General features: G+C 61.5%; 14 protein-coding genes and 1 pseudogene. 6 read left to right on the forward strand and 9 right to left on the reverse strand.

Translation table 11 applies throughout. From position 1 onward, the window contains the following. Positions 1-87: 87 nt before the first annotated feature. The gene (locus tag FHX03_RS12330; protein WP_097625204.1) at positions 88-783 is read right to left on the reverse strand and encodes a VIT family protein; all 696 of its coding nucleotides are present in this window, start codon (positions 781-783) and stop codon (positions 88-90) included. Between the two features lie 290 nt (positions 784-1,073). Between FHX03_RS12330 and mgtA the strand changes: the two genes are divergently transcribed. Beyond that, positions 1,074-3,719 (forward strand): magnesium-translocating P-type ATPase, encoded by a 2,646-nt coding sequence (mgtA, locus tag FHX03_RS12335; protein WP_131711711.1) that lies wholly within the window; start codon positions 1,074-1,076, stop codon positions 3,717-3,719. A gap of 31 nt (positions 3,720-3,750) precedes the next feature. Here the strand turns inward: mgtA and FHX03_RS12340 are convergent, their stop codons facing one another. The 3 genes from FHX03_RS12340 to FHX03_RS12350 are packed head-to-tail and all read right to left on the reverse strand — an operon-like array spanning position 3,751 to position 5,635. Continuing rightward, positions 3,751-4,770 carry an ABC transporter ATP-binding protein gene (locus FHX03_RS12340; protein WP_375166049.1) on the reverse strand — a complete coding sequence of 340 codons (1,020 nt, stop codon included), beginning with the start codon at positions 4,768-4,770 and terminating at the stop codon, positions 3,751-3,753. A gap of 7 nt (positions 4,771-4,777) precedes the next feature. Next, positions 4,778-4,930: a hypothetical protein gene (locus FHX03_RS12345; protein WP_018073256.1), complete on the reverse strand. Its 153-nt coding sequence runs from the start codon at positions 4,928-4,930 to the stop codon at positions 4,778-4,780. A 39-nt stretch (positions 4,931-4,969) separates the two neighbouring features. Beyond that, positions 4,970-5,635, reverse strand: a complete 666-nt coding sequence (locus tag FHX03_RS12350; RefSeq protein WP_183777772.1) for a CBS domain-containing protein — start codon at positions 5,633-5,635, stop codon at positions 4,970-4,972. A 244-nt stretch (positions 5,636-5,879) separates the two neighbouring features. Here FHX03_RS12350 and FHX03_RS12355 point away from each other — a divergent pair, with 244 nt between their 5' ends. Continuing rightward, on the forward strand, positions 5,880-6,932 hold the full coding sequence (locus FHX03_RS12355) for a type III polyketide synthase (RefSeq protein WP_183853855.1): 1,053 nt from the start codon (positions 5,880-5,882) through the stop codon (positions 6,930-6,932). 219 nt (positions 6,933-7,151) lie between these two features. On the opposite strand, the gene FHX03_RS12360 is transcribed toward FHX03_RS12355, so the two are convergent. The 3 genes from FHX03_RS12360 to FHX03_RS12370 are packed head-to-tail and all read right to left on the reverse strand — an operon-like array spanning position 7,152 to position 10,285. Next, positions 7,152-8,324 (reverse strand): acetate/propionate family kinase, encoded by a 1,173-nt coding sequence (locus FHX03_RS12360; RefSeq protein ID WP_097625202.1) that lies wholly within the window; start codon positions 8,322-8,324, stop codon positions 7,152-7,154. Continuing rightward, complete coding sequence (locus FHX03_RS12365) at positions 8,317-8,670, reverse strand: hypothetical protein (protein WP_183853857.1); 354 nt, start codon at positions 8,668-8,670, stop codon at positions 8,317-8,319. The genes FHX03_RS12360 and FHX03_RS12365 overlap by 8 nt, the downstream gene beginning before the upstream one ends. Further along, positions 8,651-10,285 (reverse strand): MBL fold metallo-hydrolase, encoded by a 1,635-nt coding sequence (locus FHX03_RS12370; protein WP_183853859.1) that lies wholly within the window; start codon positions 10,283-10,285, stop codon positions 8,651-8,653. The genes FHX03_RS12365 and FHX03_RS12370 overlap by 20 nt, the downstream gene beginning before the upstream one ends. A 214-nt stretch (positions 10,286-10,499) precedes the next feature. On the opposite strand from FHX03_RS12370, the gene FHX03_RS12375 reads away from it, so the two are divergent. Then, positions 10,500-11,147, forward strand: coding sequence for a BON domain-containing protein (locus FHX03_RS12375; RefSeq protein ID WP_183853860.1), 648 nt, complete (start codon positions 10,500-10,502; stop codon positions 11,145-11,147). 79 nt (positions 11,148-11,226) lie between these two features. Here FHX03_RS12375 and FHX03_RS12380 read toward each other — a convergent pair whose 3' ends face one another. Then, positions 11,227-11,736, reverse strand: a complete 510-nt coding sequence (locus FHX03_RS12380) for an Hsp20/alpha crystallin family protein (protein ID WP_165503981.1) — start codon at positions 11,734-11,736, stop codon at positions 11,227-11,229. Positions 11,737-11,941: 205 nt separating this feature from the next. Between FHX03_RS12380 and FHX03_RS12385 the strand changes: the two genes are divergently transcribed. Next, entirely contained in the window at positions 11,942-12,385 is a 444-nt protein-coding gene (locus FHX03_RS12385) for a hypothetical protein (RefSeq protein ID WP_183853862.1), read from the forward strand. Here FHX03_RS12385 and FHX03_RS12390 read toward each other — a convergent pair. Then, the gene (locus tag FHX03_RS12390) at positions 12,348-13,091 is read right to left on the reverse strand and encodes a response regulator (RefSeq protein WP_097625196.1); all 744 of its coding nucleotides are present in this window, start codon (positions 13,089-13,091) and stop codon (positions 12,348-12,350) included. The genes FHX03_RS12385 and FHX03_RS12390 overlap by 38 nt on opposite strands. A 174-nt stretch (positions 13,092-13,265) precedes the next feature. Here FHX03_RS12390 and FHX03_RS12395 point away from each other — a divergent pair, with 174 nt between their 5' ends. Both FHX03_RS12395 and FHX03_RS12400 read left to right on the forward strand, forming a co-directional pair. Beyond that, positions 13,266-13,949 carry a helix-turn-helix domain-containing protein gene (locus tag FHX03_RS12395; RefSeq protein ID WP_246699228.1) on the forward strand — a complete coding sequence of 228 codons (684 nt, stop codon included), beginning with the start codon at positions 13,266-13,268 and terminating at the stop codon, positions 13,947-13,949. Then, positions 13,927-15,871, forward strand: a pseudogene (locus tag FHX03_RS12400) (PAS domain S-box protein). Before FHX03_RS12395 ends, FHX03_RS12400 begins: the two are co-directional and overlap by 23 nt. The last annotated feature ends 24 nt before the right edge of the window (positions 15,872-15,895 follow it).

Below are 15,895 nucleotides of genomic sequence, written 5' to 3' on the forward strand. Positions count from 1 at the left end.
CCTCTTTCGTTGCGACCAGAACCGCAACATCCTAGAACTCACCGCGTCCTGAAGCAGGGCGTGCAGGAAGGGGCAGAAAGTTACTCGTCAGACTGCGGTGCCAACCAACGCACCGATCCCCGCCGTCAATGCCATAGCGAAAGCGCCCCAGAAAGTGACGCGAGTGGTGGCCCTCCAGACGTTGGCGCCGCCCGCTTTCGCACCGATAGCGCCCAGCAGCGCGAGGAAGGCCAAAGACGCGGTTGCAACGGTATAGATCAGCAACGAGGCGGGCGAAAGTACGACCATGAGCAGGGGCAATGCGGCCCCCACCGCAAACGTGAGGGCTGACGTCAAAGCTGCCTCAACCGGCCGGGCCGCCATGTGTTCGACGATACCGAGTTCGTCGCGCGAGTGCGCGTCGAGAGCATCATTTGCGGTCAGTTGGATCGCGACTTGCCTGGCCAGTTCGTCGGTGAGACCGCGTTTGACGTAGATCTCCGTCAGCTCCTCGCACTCAGCTTCTGGTTGCGTCTCCAACTCGATCCGTTCTCGCGCGAGATCGGCTTCCTCGGTGTCCGCTTGGGAGCTTACCGACACGTATTCGCCGGCCGCCATGGACATCGCGCCCGCGACCAAACCAGCGACGCCTGCTACCAGGATCTGCGAGGGTCCGGCGGACGCGGTAGCGACGCCCATGATCAAGCTCGCCGTCGAGACGATTCCATCGTTTGCGCCGAGGACGGCAGCCCGTAGCCAACCGATGCGAGAGACCAGGTGATGTTCCGAATGCAGTCTGCTCATGCGCGTCTCCAGGACAAAGTCGATTTTGACGTAGTGAGTGCGAGATTAACCGATGAGCGCAACGTCGATCAGGAGCAACGCGGCACTCGCGATCACACCTGCGACGGGCACCCAGAACGGGCAAAGGTTTCGGCTGCCATCGAGCGGCGGGACCTTACCGGGTTCGAACGGCGCGAACGTTGATATCGATCAAGCCAAGCCCCTTCGACGCAAAATACGAAACTTGACAACCATCAATGACGTCCTCCTGGCGAAGACGATAATCGGCGAAATTACATACGGAGTTCGCCATGGATATCCCCGTTCCTCCTTCTCCTCTACCTTCGTCCACTTTAGAAGTTGCGATCCCTACATACTGGACGAGATCGCCCTCGGAGCTCGGCGCTGCCCTCGCCACGTCCCTGCAGGACGGACTGACGACCGCCGAAGCCGAAGAACGCGTGCGACGGTTCGGACCGAACTCTCTTTCCGACGAAAGCCGTGGAGGCATGCTGGCAGACTTCGCGCGCCAGTTCAAAAGCCCGCTCGTGCTCGTGCTGGTGTTCGCAGCGCTCGTCGCGGGTGGCGTCGGCGAAGTCCACGACGCCATCATCATCGGCATCATCATTCTCGCTAGCTGCTTTCTCGGCTTTCTGCAGGAACATGGCGCGCAACGAGCGATCGAGGCGCTGCGACAGCGAATTTCTCTCACTTCAAAGGTCCGCCGCGACGGCGCCGACAAGGTCGTTGCCGCAATCGGCATCGTACCGGGCGACCTGATCCTGCTCTCGGCCGGGAGCCTCGTGCCCGTCGACGCAGTCGTCATCGTCGCGCAGGATCTCAACGTCAGCGAAGCGACGCTCACCGGAGAGACTTTTCCCGTAGCGAAGGCGCCCGGCGTCTCAACCAAAGACGCCGGTCTTGCGGATCGTTCCAACTGCGTGTTCACGGGAACCTCGGTTCGGAGCGGCACAGCGACTGCCCTTGCCATCGCGACCGGCCCGCGCACGGAATTCGCACGGATCGCCAGCGCCGTTGCGCGTCAGATCCCGGAAACTGAATTTGCGCGAGGTGTTCGGCATTTCGGATTTCTGATGACGCGGATCATGCTCTGCATCGTCGTCGTCGTCCTGGTGGCGAATCTCCTGCTTCACAGACCTATCGTGGACTCTCTGCTTTTCTCGCTCGCGCTTGCCGTCGGCCTGACGCCGGAACTGCTGCCTGCGATCATCAGCGTGACGCTCGCGCGCGGCGCCCGGACGATGTCGAAGTCTGGCGTGATCGTCCGCCGCCTTGATGCAATGGAGAACCTTGGCAGCATGGACGTGCTCTGCACGGACAAGACGGGCACGCTGACCGAGGGCGTCATCCGCCTCGACAGTTGTGTCGACGCGCAGGGCGTCGTCTCACCTGAAGTGAGACGGCTGGCACTTCTCAATTCAGCGCTTCAATCGGGAATGAAGAATCCTCTCGACGACGCCGTGACGGCCACGATCGCGGCCGGAGAGATCTCTTCCGAAGCCCGCAAGCTTGCCGAGATCCCGTACGATTTCTCGCGCAAGCGTCTATCCGTAATCGTCGGTGGAAAGGACGGGCCACCGCTGTTGATCTGCAAAGGAGCGACCACCAACGTGATCGACGTCTGCGCCACCGTCATGACCGAGGGTCGCGAACTGGCATTGGACGACTATGTCCGCAAACAGTTGGACGACGTCTGTCGGCAATGGGGAGAAGCAGGCATGCGCGCGCTCGCAGTCGCCACCCGGCCCATATCCGAAGCAACTTCTAAGATGTCGCGGGAAGACGAATTCGGACTTTGCCTGCAGGGTTTTCTGCTCTTCTCAGATCCGCCGAAGGCCGACATTTCAGCCGTAGTAGCAAGCCTCGTCGAACGAGGAGTGCGGATCAAGGTGATATCGGGAGACAACCGATATGTCGTCCGGCATCTCGCGTCGTCCATCGGCATCGATGGTTCCCGTATGCTCACGGGGAAAGATGTCGGCAGCATGAGCAACGACGCACTGTTCAGCCGTGCGGGAGAAACCGACCTGTTCGTCGAGATCGACCCAAACCAGAAGGAACGGATCGTGGCGGCCCTTCGCAAGGCCGGACACGTCGTCGGATATCTGGGAGACGGGATAAACGACGCGCCGGCCCTTCACGAGGCGGACGTAGGGATTTCGGTGGACGGCGCGGCCGACGTCGCCCGAGAGGCCGCCGACGTCGTCCTGATGCGGCAGGATCTCGCGGTCCTTTCCAAAGGGGTGGACGACGGGCGTAGGACCTTCACCAATACGATGAAGTACATATCGATTGCGACGAGCGCTAACTTCGGCAACATGATCAGCATGGCAGCGGCGTCGCTCGTGTTGCCGTTCCTGCCGCTCCTTGCCAAGCAGATACTGCTAAACAATCTGCTGTCGGACCTGCCGGCGATGGCCATCGCCACGGACAAGGTCGATTCGGCAGACCTTCGGCGTCCGCAGCGTTGGGACATCTCACGCATCAAGAGGTTCATGCTCTGGTTCGGGCCGCTAAGTTCTCTCTTCGATCTGGCGACGTTCGTCGTGCTCCTGGGAGTGTTTTCCGCCGGACAGGACGAGTTCCGGTCCGCGTGGTTCGTGGAATCGCTAATGACGCAGTTGGCGACTATGCTCGTCATCAGAACGCCTGGTCCGATCTGGAGGAGCCGACCCAGTCCGCTGCTATTCGGCACGGCGATTGCCGTCGGTTCCGCGGGAGTGACCATCCCCTACACCCCGATCGGCGGGCTTTTCGGGTTCGTTCCGATCCCCCTCGAAATTCTCGCAGTGCTTTTGGGTATCACCTTGTTCTACGTATCAGCTCTCGAGACCGTGAAGATCTTCTACTTTACGACGCTGTCAACGCAGGACCATTCACAGCCTCGAGCGTCGCGCCGTCGGCCTCGCACTCGAACAAGGCGCCATTCAAAATAGGCGTGGTCGCTCAGCGCGGGAGCGCGGAATCTCAAAATGCACTTATATTTCGTATTTCGTGGTTGCCACCGCCATCGAACTTCGCGGCGTCCCTGATTAGTCGGTACTTCACCTGGGTTACCCTGAGGTCACGATACCAGTCCACGATAGCCCCCCAAGGGTCGACGATCTTCGCCAGTCCCGAGACAAATGCGACCACGGTCCCTATCTCGGTCTTGCCGGTGACAACGTAGTATCCCCCCAGGACGAAAATGCCAACGTAGCCCAATTGCGCCATGAGATTCATGAGAAAGTTCATGGCGTACTTGTATCGGCAGATCCCCATGTTGGCGGAGAAGATCGCTCCGATGCGCGAAGTTTGAGGATCCTCTCCCTGGCCACCTTCGATCGCATGCACCATGCCTTCGCTGACGTCGCGCATGATGGCGACCTTCGCCTCGACCCGGCGGTTGATCGCGGCCTGCATCATTGGGACGAAGGCAATCTGCGGGGCAAAGGTCGCTGCGACGGCCAGCATCATCAGCGGCTGGAGATAGATCAGGTAGCTGCAGACGGTGACAAGGATGCCGACCTGCAGCAGCGGCTCGGAGATGCTGGTTCCAACGAAACCGCCGACCGGCTCGGCTTCCGCAAGAACAATCGACAGTTCGACGCCCTCGAGCATGGATTCTGATGGCGGCGTCTCGGCCTGATGCAGAACACGCGCCCGCAGCCAGAGCGTGCCCCTCTCGCCCACCCAGCTTCTGTAGAGATTGAGGGTGAATTTAATGGCGCCCTCCACCACTGCCACCGCGAGATAGAGCGAAACGAGAAAGAGAAGCGACCCGTACGAAGCTCGCTGGGTCGCCTCGTTGACGATCCGACGCTGGAGTTCGAGAGGCGCCGCGCCGATAGCAAACAGAACCAGGGACAACCCGGCGATCAACGCCTGATGACGCCTTCCCATCAACCAGATGAAACCGAACAGGTCGGAGGGCATCGAATCCGTCGCACTTCCGGTCCTTTGCGAGAAGCGGCCAAGCAATTCAGTCCTGGAGCGCCAAATGTTCATTGCGCACTCACGGGTCAGAAAGAGAGCGCTCGACGCGCCCGCTTCGAGAGTCGTCGGATGGTTTCACCAGCAGGACGCCCACGACCGTCCCGACCATGAGGATCAGGATGACGAGGAGAAGCCTCGACATGACGGCGTCTGCGATGACCCTGACAAACATGACGGAAACTCCAGGCACGATTTCATCGTTCGAGGTGGCTCACCATGCGGAAGCCAGGGTGATCTTGTTCACCACGCCGCCGACGCCGCGGACGCTTTCCGCCGCCACCCTGGCCGCTGAGCGTTCCAGCTCCGTCTCGACCTCTCCCTTCAGGGTGACCACCCCGTTGGAGACGGTCGCAGCGACCATGGGGGGCGTTATTTCAAGCTCGGCGTTCAGGCGGCTACGAACCGCGATCCCGAGGGCCTCGTCGCCGGAAGCGGTGCACTGCCGTGGAACATCGAGAAGCGCTCGCATCAAGTCGCGACGGCTGATCATTCCGGCGAGCCTGCCGTTCTCGACGACGGGCAGGTGTTTGATGTCGTGGGCCTGCAGGAGTTCGGCGAGCTGGCTCGCGGTGGCGGTCGGAGCGGCGCTGATGACAGGCGTCGACATCACGTCCTTGACGCGCCAGCTTCGGGCCTTCACATAGTCCGCCAGTGCATCTTCGCGGTCGCGCGTATGCGGTACCGCCCGTCTCGCCCAAGACGACGCCACCCGGCGCAGCAGGTCTCCCTCGGTGACGATGCCCGTGAGCCGCCCTTCGCCATCGACGACGGGCACCGCGCCGATCTTGCTGGCGTTGACGATCTCGACGGCTTCCTTGATGTTGTGTCCCTCGTCGAGCGTCGTCACGGGGGTCGTCATGATGTCTCTAGCAAGCATCGCACTGTCTCCTTGTTGATCAAACAATTACGGAGCCAACACGCGTTGAGCGCATTGACGTGGATCAAGCCTGACACGAAGCCGCGGGAGGCCGTCTTCGCGCATCGTCGTCTCCGGAGCCTTCCGACGAAGTGCGGCATCAGGCTCGCCGGCATTGCAACCTTTTGCAGGATCAAGACGTTATGGTTCGTTCTCGTCCTCGCGCGGCACACCAAAGTCTTTCCGCGCCGTCGCAAGGAGTCTTATGCAGCATTCCGTCAAGCTGGTATCCGTCGGTACCGCAGTTCCGCCACATGTCATCGAGCAGCGTGACGCGGCGCGAGCGTCGCACACCGCGTTCTCATCACGATTTGACGATTTCGAAAAGCTGGCAAGGGTGTTCGAAACCTCGGGGATTCAACGCCGCTATGGCGTCCGGCCGATCGATTGGTATCTCGAGACGTCGGGATGGCCCGAACGGAACCTTGCTCATATCGAGGGCGCGTGTGCGATGTTCATGTCCGCCGCCAGCAAAGCTCTGGCGTCGGCGGGCCTTACAGCAGGCGACGTCGACACGATCGTAACGGTCTCCTCGACTGGTATTGCGACACCCAGTCTGGAAGCGAGGGTAAGCAGAGAGCTGGGTTTCCGGGACGACGTCGAACGGGTGCCCGTGTTCGGCCTCGGCTGTGCCGGCGGAGTCTCCGGACTTTCAATCGCGTCACGGCTGGCGGCATCCCGGCCAGGCTCGGTCGTGCTGGTGGTCGCGGTCGAGACCTGCACATTGGCATTTCGCATGGACAAGCTTACGAAGGCGAACATCGTGGCGACCGCCCTCTTCGGCGACGGGGCCGCCGCCTGCGTAGTCCGTGCCAGCGAGGCCGGTCTGGCCGAGATCGAATTTGCAGGCCAGCATACGTGGCCCGACACGCTGGACATCATGGGGTGGAGCGTCGATCCGGAAGGTCTGGGCGTGATCTTCGACCGTGCGATACCGCCGTTCGCCGAAACTCACGTGCTGAAGGGCGTAACATCCATACTCGCCCGATCAGATCTCACTCCTGACGACGTTGACCGGTTTGCGTGCCACCCCGGCGGATCCAAGGTCATCACCGCCTTGGAAGCGGCACTCAAACTGAGCCAGGGAACCCTCGACAAGGAACGTGAGGTTCTCTCGGATTATGGGAACATGTCGTCGCCAACCGCGCTGTTCGTACTCGAGAAGCTTCTTGCGCACGGACTACCCAGGAGAACCGTCCTGACGGCGATGGGACCGGGCTTCACGCTTAGCTGCCTCTCGTTGAGGGCTGCAGCATGATCCCCTCTATCATTCTTCTCGCCGCGGTCACGCTAGAGCGGGTGGTGACGCGGTTGAGATGGGCGTAGATGAAGTTGAGGCCGGGCGTCGTTCCCAATGTCCGAGAAGGCGGGGCTTGATTTGTTCCGGCCGATGCAGCTCGCGCAGAAGTTGGCGGTCGATGAGTTCGAGTTCGCGCTCGGTCGGCGGTGGGCTGCTATGTTCAAACATGTTCGACCCTTAAAGCCTGTGCCGGCTGATGACTGCGATCGCTTCTTCGGCGATGACTTGTTCCTCGTTGGTCGGAATGACAAGGGCGACGATTTCGCTTTCCCTCGCGCTGATTACGGTAGCATTCATCTTGTTCGCGGGCTCGCTCAACGAGAGACCCAGCCAACCCAGATGGTGCGCGACGCCACTGCGTATTTCCGATTGATGCTCGCCGACGCCGGCGGTGAAGACGACGGCGTCCACCCCGCCTAGAGAGACGGCAAGCCTTCCTATCTCGCCGGCGATCCTGAAGCAGAAGAGGTCGAGGGCTTCCCTGGACGCCGGATTGAAGTCCTCCAGCAGGACCCGGACGTCACCGCTTTTCCCGGAGACGCCGAGTAGCCCGCAACGGTGGTGAAGGAAATCCTCGAGGCTGTCTGCGTCGTGGAAATTGTTGCGCAGAAGGTGGACGACAGCGCCGGGATCGAGCGACCCCGGCCGGGTCGACATCGGAACTCCGCCCAGCGGGGAGAAGCCCATGCTGGTGTCTATGCTCACGCCGTCGACCATTCCGCAAAGGCTCGCGTCGCTTCCAAGATGCGCGCAGATGATACGGCCGGCGGCCAGGTCTGGATCGTGTTTCCTGAGCTCGCCGGCGACGTACTTATAGGAAAGTCCGTGGAAGCCGTATCTGCGGACCCCGGCGTCGTGCAGCTCTCTGGGAATGGCGAGCCGCGCGGCAAGACTGCTCTGCGACGAATGGAATGCGGTATCGAACGACGCAGTCTGCGGTATGTCCGGATATGCACTCCGGACGGCGCGAACGATCGCAAGCGCCGGAGGAAGGTGCACCGGCGCGAGATGCGTCAGGTGTTCCATTCTGAGGACGACGTCTGGCTCCAGAAGAACGGGGCCATCGAAGACCTGTCCGCCGTGGACGATTCGATGGCCGGCCACCACGGGGTCGAATCCTCTGCGGACAATGCAATCGACGACCTGCAATACCAGCCGCGCGTCGATCTCTGTACTGGACGGAAGATCGACAGCCTCGTCCCCGCCAGAAAATCGCAAGGTGAACCTTGGCTGGTCCCCGAGCGTGGCAATACCACCTCCCAGCCGGAGTGCTCGACCGTCCTTCAGGCTGAAGACGCCGACCTTGAGGCTGGAGGACCCGGCGTTGAAAGTGACGGCAACCCTATCCATGGCCCGAAGCCCTGGAGCGTGCCGTCCCAGCAGACTTCGCAGCCGCCTTCGTTGCGCCTTGCCTGGCTGCCTCCTTGCTTGCCTCTTCGAAGAACTCGCATGCGTACTCGAGGACGGACGTCTCGTCTTCCGACGACAGACCGAACGGCGCGCACTGCTCCTTCATGGCCCGCAAGACCTTCTTCTTTAACGCAGCGACCGCAAAGGCATTCTTCGAAGCGAGAACCTCCCTCAGGCAGGTTATAGCGACGACCTCCAGGACGGTAAGCTTGCCTTGCACCTCACCCTGGGTCGGTATCGCGAAGCGTTCTCCGCCGCGCTTGCAGTCACGATCCATGATCAACATTGCCGTCTCTCCTCCCTTCGGCAGCCGAAACTTCGTCCGGGTCCAGTGCGCGTCGAAGCCTGCGCAGCACGACCGCGCGACCCTTCTCGTCGGCGACGGATTTCAGACGATCGGACAGGTCCAGAACGAACCGCTGATAGTCGTTGTTCCAGTCTGGCTTGCCGGGCACGACCGGCTTGATACGTGCGGGCCTCGTGTCTTCGATGAGGCGTGCACCCGCCGGTGAAAGCTCGTAGGCATCATCCAGCGACGGGCAGACGACCTTTGCCGAAACTTGCTTCGAGAGACGCGCGGACATCGCTTCACGAGCGCGCTCCTCTCCATGGACAAGGAAGACTGCGTTCCGGATCGGCTCCCGCTCGGCAACCCACGCATCCAGTTCGCTTGCATCCGCGTGTCCGCTGTAGGCGTCGAGCGTGGCCATCCTGGCGCAGACGTGAATCTCCTCGCCCTGGATGCGGATATCGGTAGCGCCCTCCTGCAGGATACGGCCAAGCGTCCCCGCCGCCTGGAACCCGACGAACAGCACAGTGCACTCCGGCCGCCAGAGCCAGTTCTTCAGGCGGTGGCGAATCCGCCCTGCCTCGCACATTCCGCTTGCCGCAATGATGATGTGAAAGCCCCGGACGAGATCGAGCGCCTTCGACTGCTCGGCAGTCTCCGTGAAGCGCACGTTTTGAGCGTTAAGCGCGCGAAGGAACGCCTTGCCGTGACCGAGGTCCGCCGCATGCTTCTTGAATGCCTCGGTCGCTCTCGACGCGAGCGGCGAGTCTATCATGATAGGGCACCGTGGCACCTCTCCTTCGTCCATGAGGGCCACGAGGTCAGTCAGCACCTCCTGCGTCCTCTCGACGGCGAAGGAGGGAATCAGAAGAACCCCGCTGGGGCTGTTCGAAGTCGCGACTACTTCGCGCAGCCGGTCCCGTCGATCTTTCAGAGCGTATTCTTCCCTTTCACGGTCTCCGTATGTGCTTTCGCAGATGAGGTAATCGACATCTGAAGGTGCCCGAGGGAGGTTTTCGAACAATTTGTTGCTCGCGCCGACGTCGCCGGAGAACAAAGATCTTGTCGCCCCGTCGGCGCCTGGCGCCTCGACTTCGATCGATGCGGAACCCATCAGGTGTCCAGCATTCCAATAACGGAACTTCACGCCGCCAACGGTCTCCCGCCACTCACCGTACTCGACGGCAATGAACTGCGGCAGCATTCTGCAGGCGTCGTCGGCGGTATAGACGGGCTCCACCGTCTCTCGCGCCCTTCTCCGATTCCTTCGATTGAGCTGCCGGACCTCCGACTCCTGGATGTGACCCGAATCCTGCAGCATGATCGTGCAAAGGTCGATGGTTGCTGCCGTTGCAAAGATTGGCCCGGCATATCCCGCGTTCGCAAGCTTCGGAAGCAGCCCCGAGTGGTCGATGTGCGCGTGTGTGAGTAGCACGGCGTCGATCCGCGACGGCTCGAAGGGAAATGGTTTGTAGTTGAGTTCCTTCTCCGACTTCGAGCCCTGGAACATTCCACAGTCGATGAGAATGCGTGTGTCACCGCTCTCTAAAAGGAAGCACGATCCGGTCACCGACCCAGCGGCGCCATGGAAGTGAAGGATCGGATTGGCCATGACAGCTCCTATGTGTTGTCGGGTACTTTAAGGCACTCCGGACGAAACCACGTTGACGAAGGTCAAAGACCCGTTCGCGGTTCGCCTGATCCGCAATTTGGGGGTGATGCAGGCCACCGCCAGGTTCGATTGACCAAGCGCAAAGCCAATAATTTTGGATGGCGCATCATACCCCACGAGGCCAACGCGCTTCGGAACCCAACAGGAGGTAAAAATGACGGACTTGGCAATCCAACAGGGCATACTCGACGAGCTGGCGTTCGAACCCAGCATCGACGCCGCCCATATCGGGGTCTCGGTGGAAGATGGCATTGCGACCCTCTCCGGTCATGTGTCGACCTACGCGGAAAAGCTGACAGCGGAAGACGTCGCGGCGCGGATGAAGGGCGTCCGGGCGGTGGCTGTAGAGATCGAGGTGCGGCGCGTCGGTCACAAGCAGCATGCGGACGACCAGATAGCATCGCGGGCGATCGACATCATCGCCTGGAACACGGCGCTCCCGGAGGGATCGGTGCATGTAAAGGTCGAGAGCGGCTGGGTCACGTTGTCGGGCGAAGTGCGCTGGCGGTTTCAGAGGACTGCCGCCGAACATGCCGTCAGGAAGCTCGGCGGCGTGGTCGGCGTCATCAATCTGCTGACGATACGGCCGTGCCCGACGGTGCCGGACGTCCGCCGTCGGATCGAGGACGCCCTGAAACGGAGTGCCGAAGTCGACGCTGGAGGGATCACGGTCAAGGTTCAGGACGACAAGGTCGTTCTCGAAGGGGGCGTGCGCGCCTGGCACGAGCGCGGCGTCGCCGAGCGGACGGCCTGGTCCGTACCAGGCGTTGCCGCCGTCGAGAACCACATCCGCATCAACTGAAAAAGAGGGAGGGGCCCGCCCCTCCCTCTCCGCGCCCCACCGTACGCGCCACCCCCTCGGCGTAGCGGAGGGTTGACCGTCAGGCCGCCTTCACCGTGATCTTCTTGCTGTTTTGCTGCCGCTCGGGTGTCTTCGGCAGCGTCACCTTGAGAACGCCGTTGGAGAACTTTGCCTCGATCTTCTCGCTGTCCACGCCGCGCGGCAATTCCAGGCTTCGGTGGAACGACCCGTAGCGCCGTTCGGAGAGGTAATAGTCCTTTTCCTTCTCTTCCTTGGCCTCGTTCTTCTCGCCCTTGATGGTGAGCACACCGTCGGCGAGCGTGATGTCAAGATCCTTGGCGTCGACGCCTGGAAGCTCGGCCGACAGCTCGAAGGCTTTGTCGGATTCAACGAGATCGACGGCGAGCATGCCGCGCGAGAACGCGGCCGGCATCCTGCTGAAGGCCCGGTCGAAAATCGACGGGCTCCCGAAGTCGTTGAACACGCGGTCGATCTCGGACCGGAGGCTGTCGAGGGGCCACCAGCGGTCGGCGGGGGCCGCCGGCCTTGCTTCGGTCTTAACGGAAAGTTTCGTTGAAGAGTCTGCCATTGTCATTCTCCTTCTCTCAAGAATGCCGTCGTTCACAGGCGGCGACGCGTACATAGAACAGTCCATTGCAATCTCAGTCTTTGATCACCATCAAATCACCCTGGCTTTTGTCATTCGAGTTTCCCAAACTGAGGATTGACCTGGGACAAGGTCCTAACTGCCGGACCATGCGAAGATTTCCTCTCGATCGAGGAGGAAAGCCGCCATGACATCGGGATATTGCGTCCACCTGCTCCACTTGGACGATGCGCTGATCGCCTACAGCCTGATTCAGGTGGCGGCTCCGTGCTTTTCTGCCGACGATTGGGCGCGAGTGGTGGCGAGCCCCGATCGGTGGACGCTCGTCTCGTTAAAGGATCCGGCAGGTTATGTGCGTGGGCTGGCCGTCTACCGGATCGGCACGCATCCGATCGCCGGACGATTGATGGACGTGCCGATCTTCGCGGTGGCGAGCGTCATTGACGACGTGACCATCACGGACCTCCTGTTCACCTCGCTGCGAAGGCGATCGGCGGGATGCGACTACATGCGGTTCTGGGCGCAGTTTCCAGGTGATTTCTCAGAGATGGAAAGCGAAGACCGATTTCGCCGGTGGGATCATGGCCTGATGTTCAGGATCGACCAGAAGCCGTCTCCGGCCTTGCTGTAAAGAGATATCCGACGCCGCGGACGGACTTAATCAGGCTAGGATTGGCCGGATCCGTCTCTATCTTGCGCCGCAGCCTCACGATCAGCGCGTCGATAGTTCGGTCGAAGCCGTCGCGGCCACGCTTGTGCGTCAAGTCCATCAGTATGTCACGGGTCATGACGCGCCCGGCATGGGTGGCGAATACATGCAGCATGTCGAACTCCCCCGTCGACATCGCCACTTCGTCCCCGGCCGGGTTGGTCACCGCTCTCCGTTCTACGTCAAGCCGCCATCCCGCGAAACGGAGCACGCCTTCTTCCGGGGGTGCGGGTTCGGTTGAAACTGTTCGTCTTCGCAGAACCGTCCTCACGCGGGCGAGCACCTCCCGGAGATGGAATGGCTTGCCAATATAGTCGTCCGCGCCGACCTCCAGACCGACGACGCGGTCCATCACATCGTCGCGGCCGGACAGCATGATGATGGGGACGTCCGAACCTGAACGGATTTCCCTTGCGAGTTGGAGTCCGTCGCAGTCTCCCGGCAGGACGACGTCGAGCAGGACGGCGTCGAATTTCGCGCCCGCCATTCTCGCGCGCATCTGTGAGCTGCTGCCTGCCACGTCGACGTCGAATCCCTCCTCGCCGAGGTACTGCGCAAGCATTCTCTGAATCCGGACATCGTCGTCCACGACAAGTATGCGGGTCCGCCTGAGAGTTCCGCTCGTCATTCCGGCATTCTTCGCTTGTTACGGATTGTTACACAATCGCACCAAGTCTTACGCTTCTCGCATTCCGGTGTCATCAGGGTTCGGTCAAATCCAGGCCAAGCAACGGCAGATGGAGGCCACGACATGCAAGCGGTATCAAACATCCATTCACTCGAACGGCTGCGGGCGCATGGAATGATCGACTTCTCGCCCCTGTTCATGCGCCAGACCGTCGAGACTGCCCAGTCGGGAACCACGATCTTCTTCGAGGGCGACGCCGCCCGCCATGTGTTTCGCATCGTCCGCGGGAACGTCCGCATATGCCGGTTCCTTCCCGACGGCCGCCGCCTCATCATCGGTTTCCTTGGCGCGGGCGACCTGGTCGGCTTGTCATTTCGCAACCGCTACATGTTTGCAGGCGAGGCCATCGATGACGTGGCCTTCACCCGGATGAACAAGCGGACGCTGGAAGAGGAACTGCAACTCGTGCCTGATTTCCGGCTTCAGCTTCTGTCGCAACTTCGCGACGAAATCTCGGCGGCACAGGACCACATGCTCCTGCTGTCGCATAAGAACGCCGAGCAGCGTGTCTGCACCTTCCTTCTTCATCAGCTGGAGCGGAACGAGGGGCGGGACGGCCGGACGATCAGTCTGCCAATGGTGCGCGCTGACATCGCCGACCATCTCGGCATGACGATCGAGACCGTGTCGAGGACGCTTACCAAGCTGGTGGCCAAGGGCATACTATTGCCTGCGGACAAGCATCAGTTCAAGGTTGCCAGCCGGTCGTCACTGGCCCGCGCCGCCGACGAAGACCCGGACGACGAGTTCGAAGAGACAGACTCTGGAGCACGCTATGCTGGAATACGCTACCAGTGAAACCGACCTGGACCGGATCGTGCGCATATTCGACGGGGCCAACCTCATCGTCCACGGCTTGGACGGCGTCATCCAGCGCTGGACCTCGGGCTGCGAGCAACTCTACGGATGGTCCGCCACGGAGGCTGTAGGAAAGGTGGTGCACGAGCTCCTGGATACGCAATTTCCGGCAGACGTGGCGGAGATTCGAGCCAATGTGCGTACCAAGGGATCTTGGAGCGGTCAGGTGGGTCACCGACGGAAGGACGGTGTCAGGCTGGCCATTGTGACACGGTGGACCCTCCTCGAACTTGGCGATCCTGACACGCTCATCGTCCAGTCCAACAACGACGTGACACTCATGCAGGAGGTCGAGCACGAACTGCGGGAGCGACAGGCTCACCTCCAGTCCATTCTTGATACGGTCCCAGACGCAATGGTCGTCATAGACGACAGAGGTGTCATCGCTTCTTTCAGCGCTGCGGCGGAGAAACTCTTCGGCTACTCCGCGCACGAGACCACCGGGCGGAACGTCTCCATGCTGATGCCCTCGCCCGACCGGGAGGCGCACGACGGATACTTGGATTCATACATCCGGACCGGGCGCCGCCGGATCATCGGCTATGGGCGCGTGGTCGTCGGTCTCAGAAAGAACGGGACCACCTTTCCGATGGAGCTCTCGGTCGGCGAGGCGATCGTGGGCGGCAAGCGGACCTTCACGGGCTTCGTAAGGGATCTCACGAGCCGCCACCGCATAGAAGCCGAGCTCCGGCAGTCGCAGAAGATGGAGGCGGTCGGCCAGTTGACCGGAGGGCTCGCCCACGACTTCAACAATCTGCTCGCCGTCATCAGCGGCAACCTCGAAATGCTGGAGGCCCGTCTGGCCGAGCCGGGGCAGTTGTCCCTGCTGCGCGAGGCGCAGTCCGCGGCCGACGACGGCGCCAGACTGACCTCGCAGCTTCTGGCGTTCGGAAGGCGGCAAGCTCTCGCACCGAAGGTGCTGGACGTCGGCGCCCTGCTTGGAGAGTTTTCAGACCTCGTCCAGCGAACGCTCGGCGACTCCGTCGAGCTCCGGACGATCATTCCTGGACGGCGGCTGAGCGCAATGGCGGACAAGGCGCAGCCAGAGCGCGCTTCTCAACCTTTCGCTCAACGCCAGGGACGCGATGCCTGCCGGCGGCCGCCTGGCGATCGAGATATCCGGCGTCGAGATCGACTCCGACTACGCCGGCATGTACCCGGCGATCCGCCCCGGCAAATACGTCCTCATTTCGGTGACAGACACGGGCACTGGAATGACCTCGGAGGTGATGGAACGTGCTTTCGAACCGTTCTTCACAACAAAGCCGACGGGTTCGGGAACGGGACTTGGGCTCAGCATGGTCTACGGTTTCGCCAAGCAATCCGCAGGACACTTGCAGCTCTATAGCGAACCTGGCGAGGGGACGACGGTACGCCTCTTCCTTCCACGCGCCGACGCCGGAAAAGATTCCCTTCCCGGCGAACAGCGGGCCGAGGACGCTCCGTCTCGAGGCACGGAAACCATCCTGGTGGTCGAGGACGACGCGAGAGTTCGCAGAGTGACGGTCGGCCGTCTGGAGACGCTTGGCTATTCAGTGATCGAAGCTACGAACGGGATCGACGCGTTGAAGGAGCTGGAGGCGGCGCATGACGTAGCGCTTCTGTTCACCGATGTTGCGATGCCTGGGATGAACGGCGACGAATTGGCCCGAAGGGTACGCGAGCGCTGGCCGACGGTGAAAATTCTTCTCACGTCGGGCTTTTCGGAGCCTCATGCTGCGGAGAAGGAGATCGAAGCGGGCGCCGGCTGGCTGAAGAAGCCGTATACGGCTTCGGAGATGTCGGCTCGTCTCAGGCTACTGCTCGACGCGAGGCATGATCGAGATTCTGCTCGACTGCAGGATTTCAATTTAAAAAAATGAACGCGGCGCGGACGGCGTCGAGGC

The sequence above is a fragment of the Rhizobium sp. BK456 genome (assembly GCF_014194045.1).
GTDB classification, from domain to species: domain Bacteria; phylum Pseudomonadota; class Alphaproteobacteria; order Rhizobiales; family Rhizobiaceae; genus Rhizobium; species Rhizobium redzepovicii.

Excerpts from the sequence above, each read along its gene's own strand:
- FHX03_RS12330 (WP_097625204.1), bottom strand. The coding sequence starts at position 783 with ATGAGCAGACTGCATTCGGAACATCACCTGGTCTCTCGCATCGGTTGG.
- mgtA (WP_131711711.1), top strand. The coding sequence starts at position 1,074 with ATGGATATCCCCGTTCCTCCTTCTCCTCTACCTTCGTCCACTTTAGAA.
- FHX03_RS12340 (WP_375166049.1), bottom strand. The coding sequence starts at position 4,770 with ATGAACATTTGGCGCTCCAGGACTGAATTGCTTGGCCGCTTCTCGCAA.
- FHX03_RS12345 (WP_018073256.1), bottom strand. The coding sequence starts at position 4,930 with ATGTTTGTCAGGGTCATCGCAGACGCCGTCATGTCGAGGCTTCTCCTC.
- FHX03_RS12350 (WP_183777772.1), bottom strand. The coding sequence starts at position 5,635 with ATGCTTGCTAGAGACATCATGACGACCCCCGTGACGACGCTCGACGAG.
- FHX03_RS12355 (WP_183853855.1), top strand. The coding sequence starts at position 5,880 with ATGCAGCATTCCGTCAAGCTGGTATCCGTCGGTACCGCAGTTCCGCCA.
- FHX03_RS12360 (WP_097625202.1), bottom strand. The coding sequence starts at position 8,324 with ATGGATAGGGTTGCCGTCACTTTCAACGCCGGGTCCTCCAGCCTCAAG.
- FHX03_RS12365 (WP_183853857.1), bottom strand. The coding sequence starts at position 8,670 with ATGTTGATCATGGATCGTGACTGCAAGCGCGGCGGAGAACGCTTCGCG.
- FHX03_RS12370 (WP_183853859.1), bottom strand. The coding sequence starts at position 10,285 with ATGGCCAATCCGATCCTTCACTTCCATGGCGCCGCTGGGTCGGTGACC.
- FHX03_RS12375 (WP_183853860.1), top strand. The coding sequence starts at position 10,500 with ATGACGGACTTGGCAATCCAACAGGGCATACTCGACGAGCTGGCGTTC.
- FHX03_RS12380 (WP_165503981.1), bottom strand. The coding sequence starts at position 11,736 with ATGGCAGACTCTTCAACGAAACTTTCCGTTAAGACCGAAGCAAGGCCG.
- FHX03_RS12385 (WP_183853862.1), top strand. The coding sequence starts at position 11,942 with ATGACATCGGGATATTGCGTCCACCTGCTCCACTTGGACGATGCGCTG.
- FHX03_RS12390 (WP_097625196.1), bottom strand. The coding sequence starts at position 13,091 with ATGACGAGCGGAACTCTCAGGCGGACCCGCATACTTGTCGTGGACGAC.
- FHX03_RS12395 (WP_246699228.1), top strand. The coding sequence starts at position 13,266 with ATGATCGACTTCTCGCCCCTGTTCATGCGCCAGACCGTCGAGACTGCC.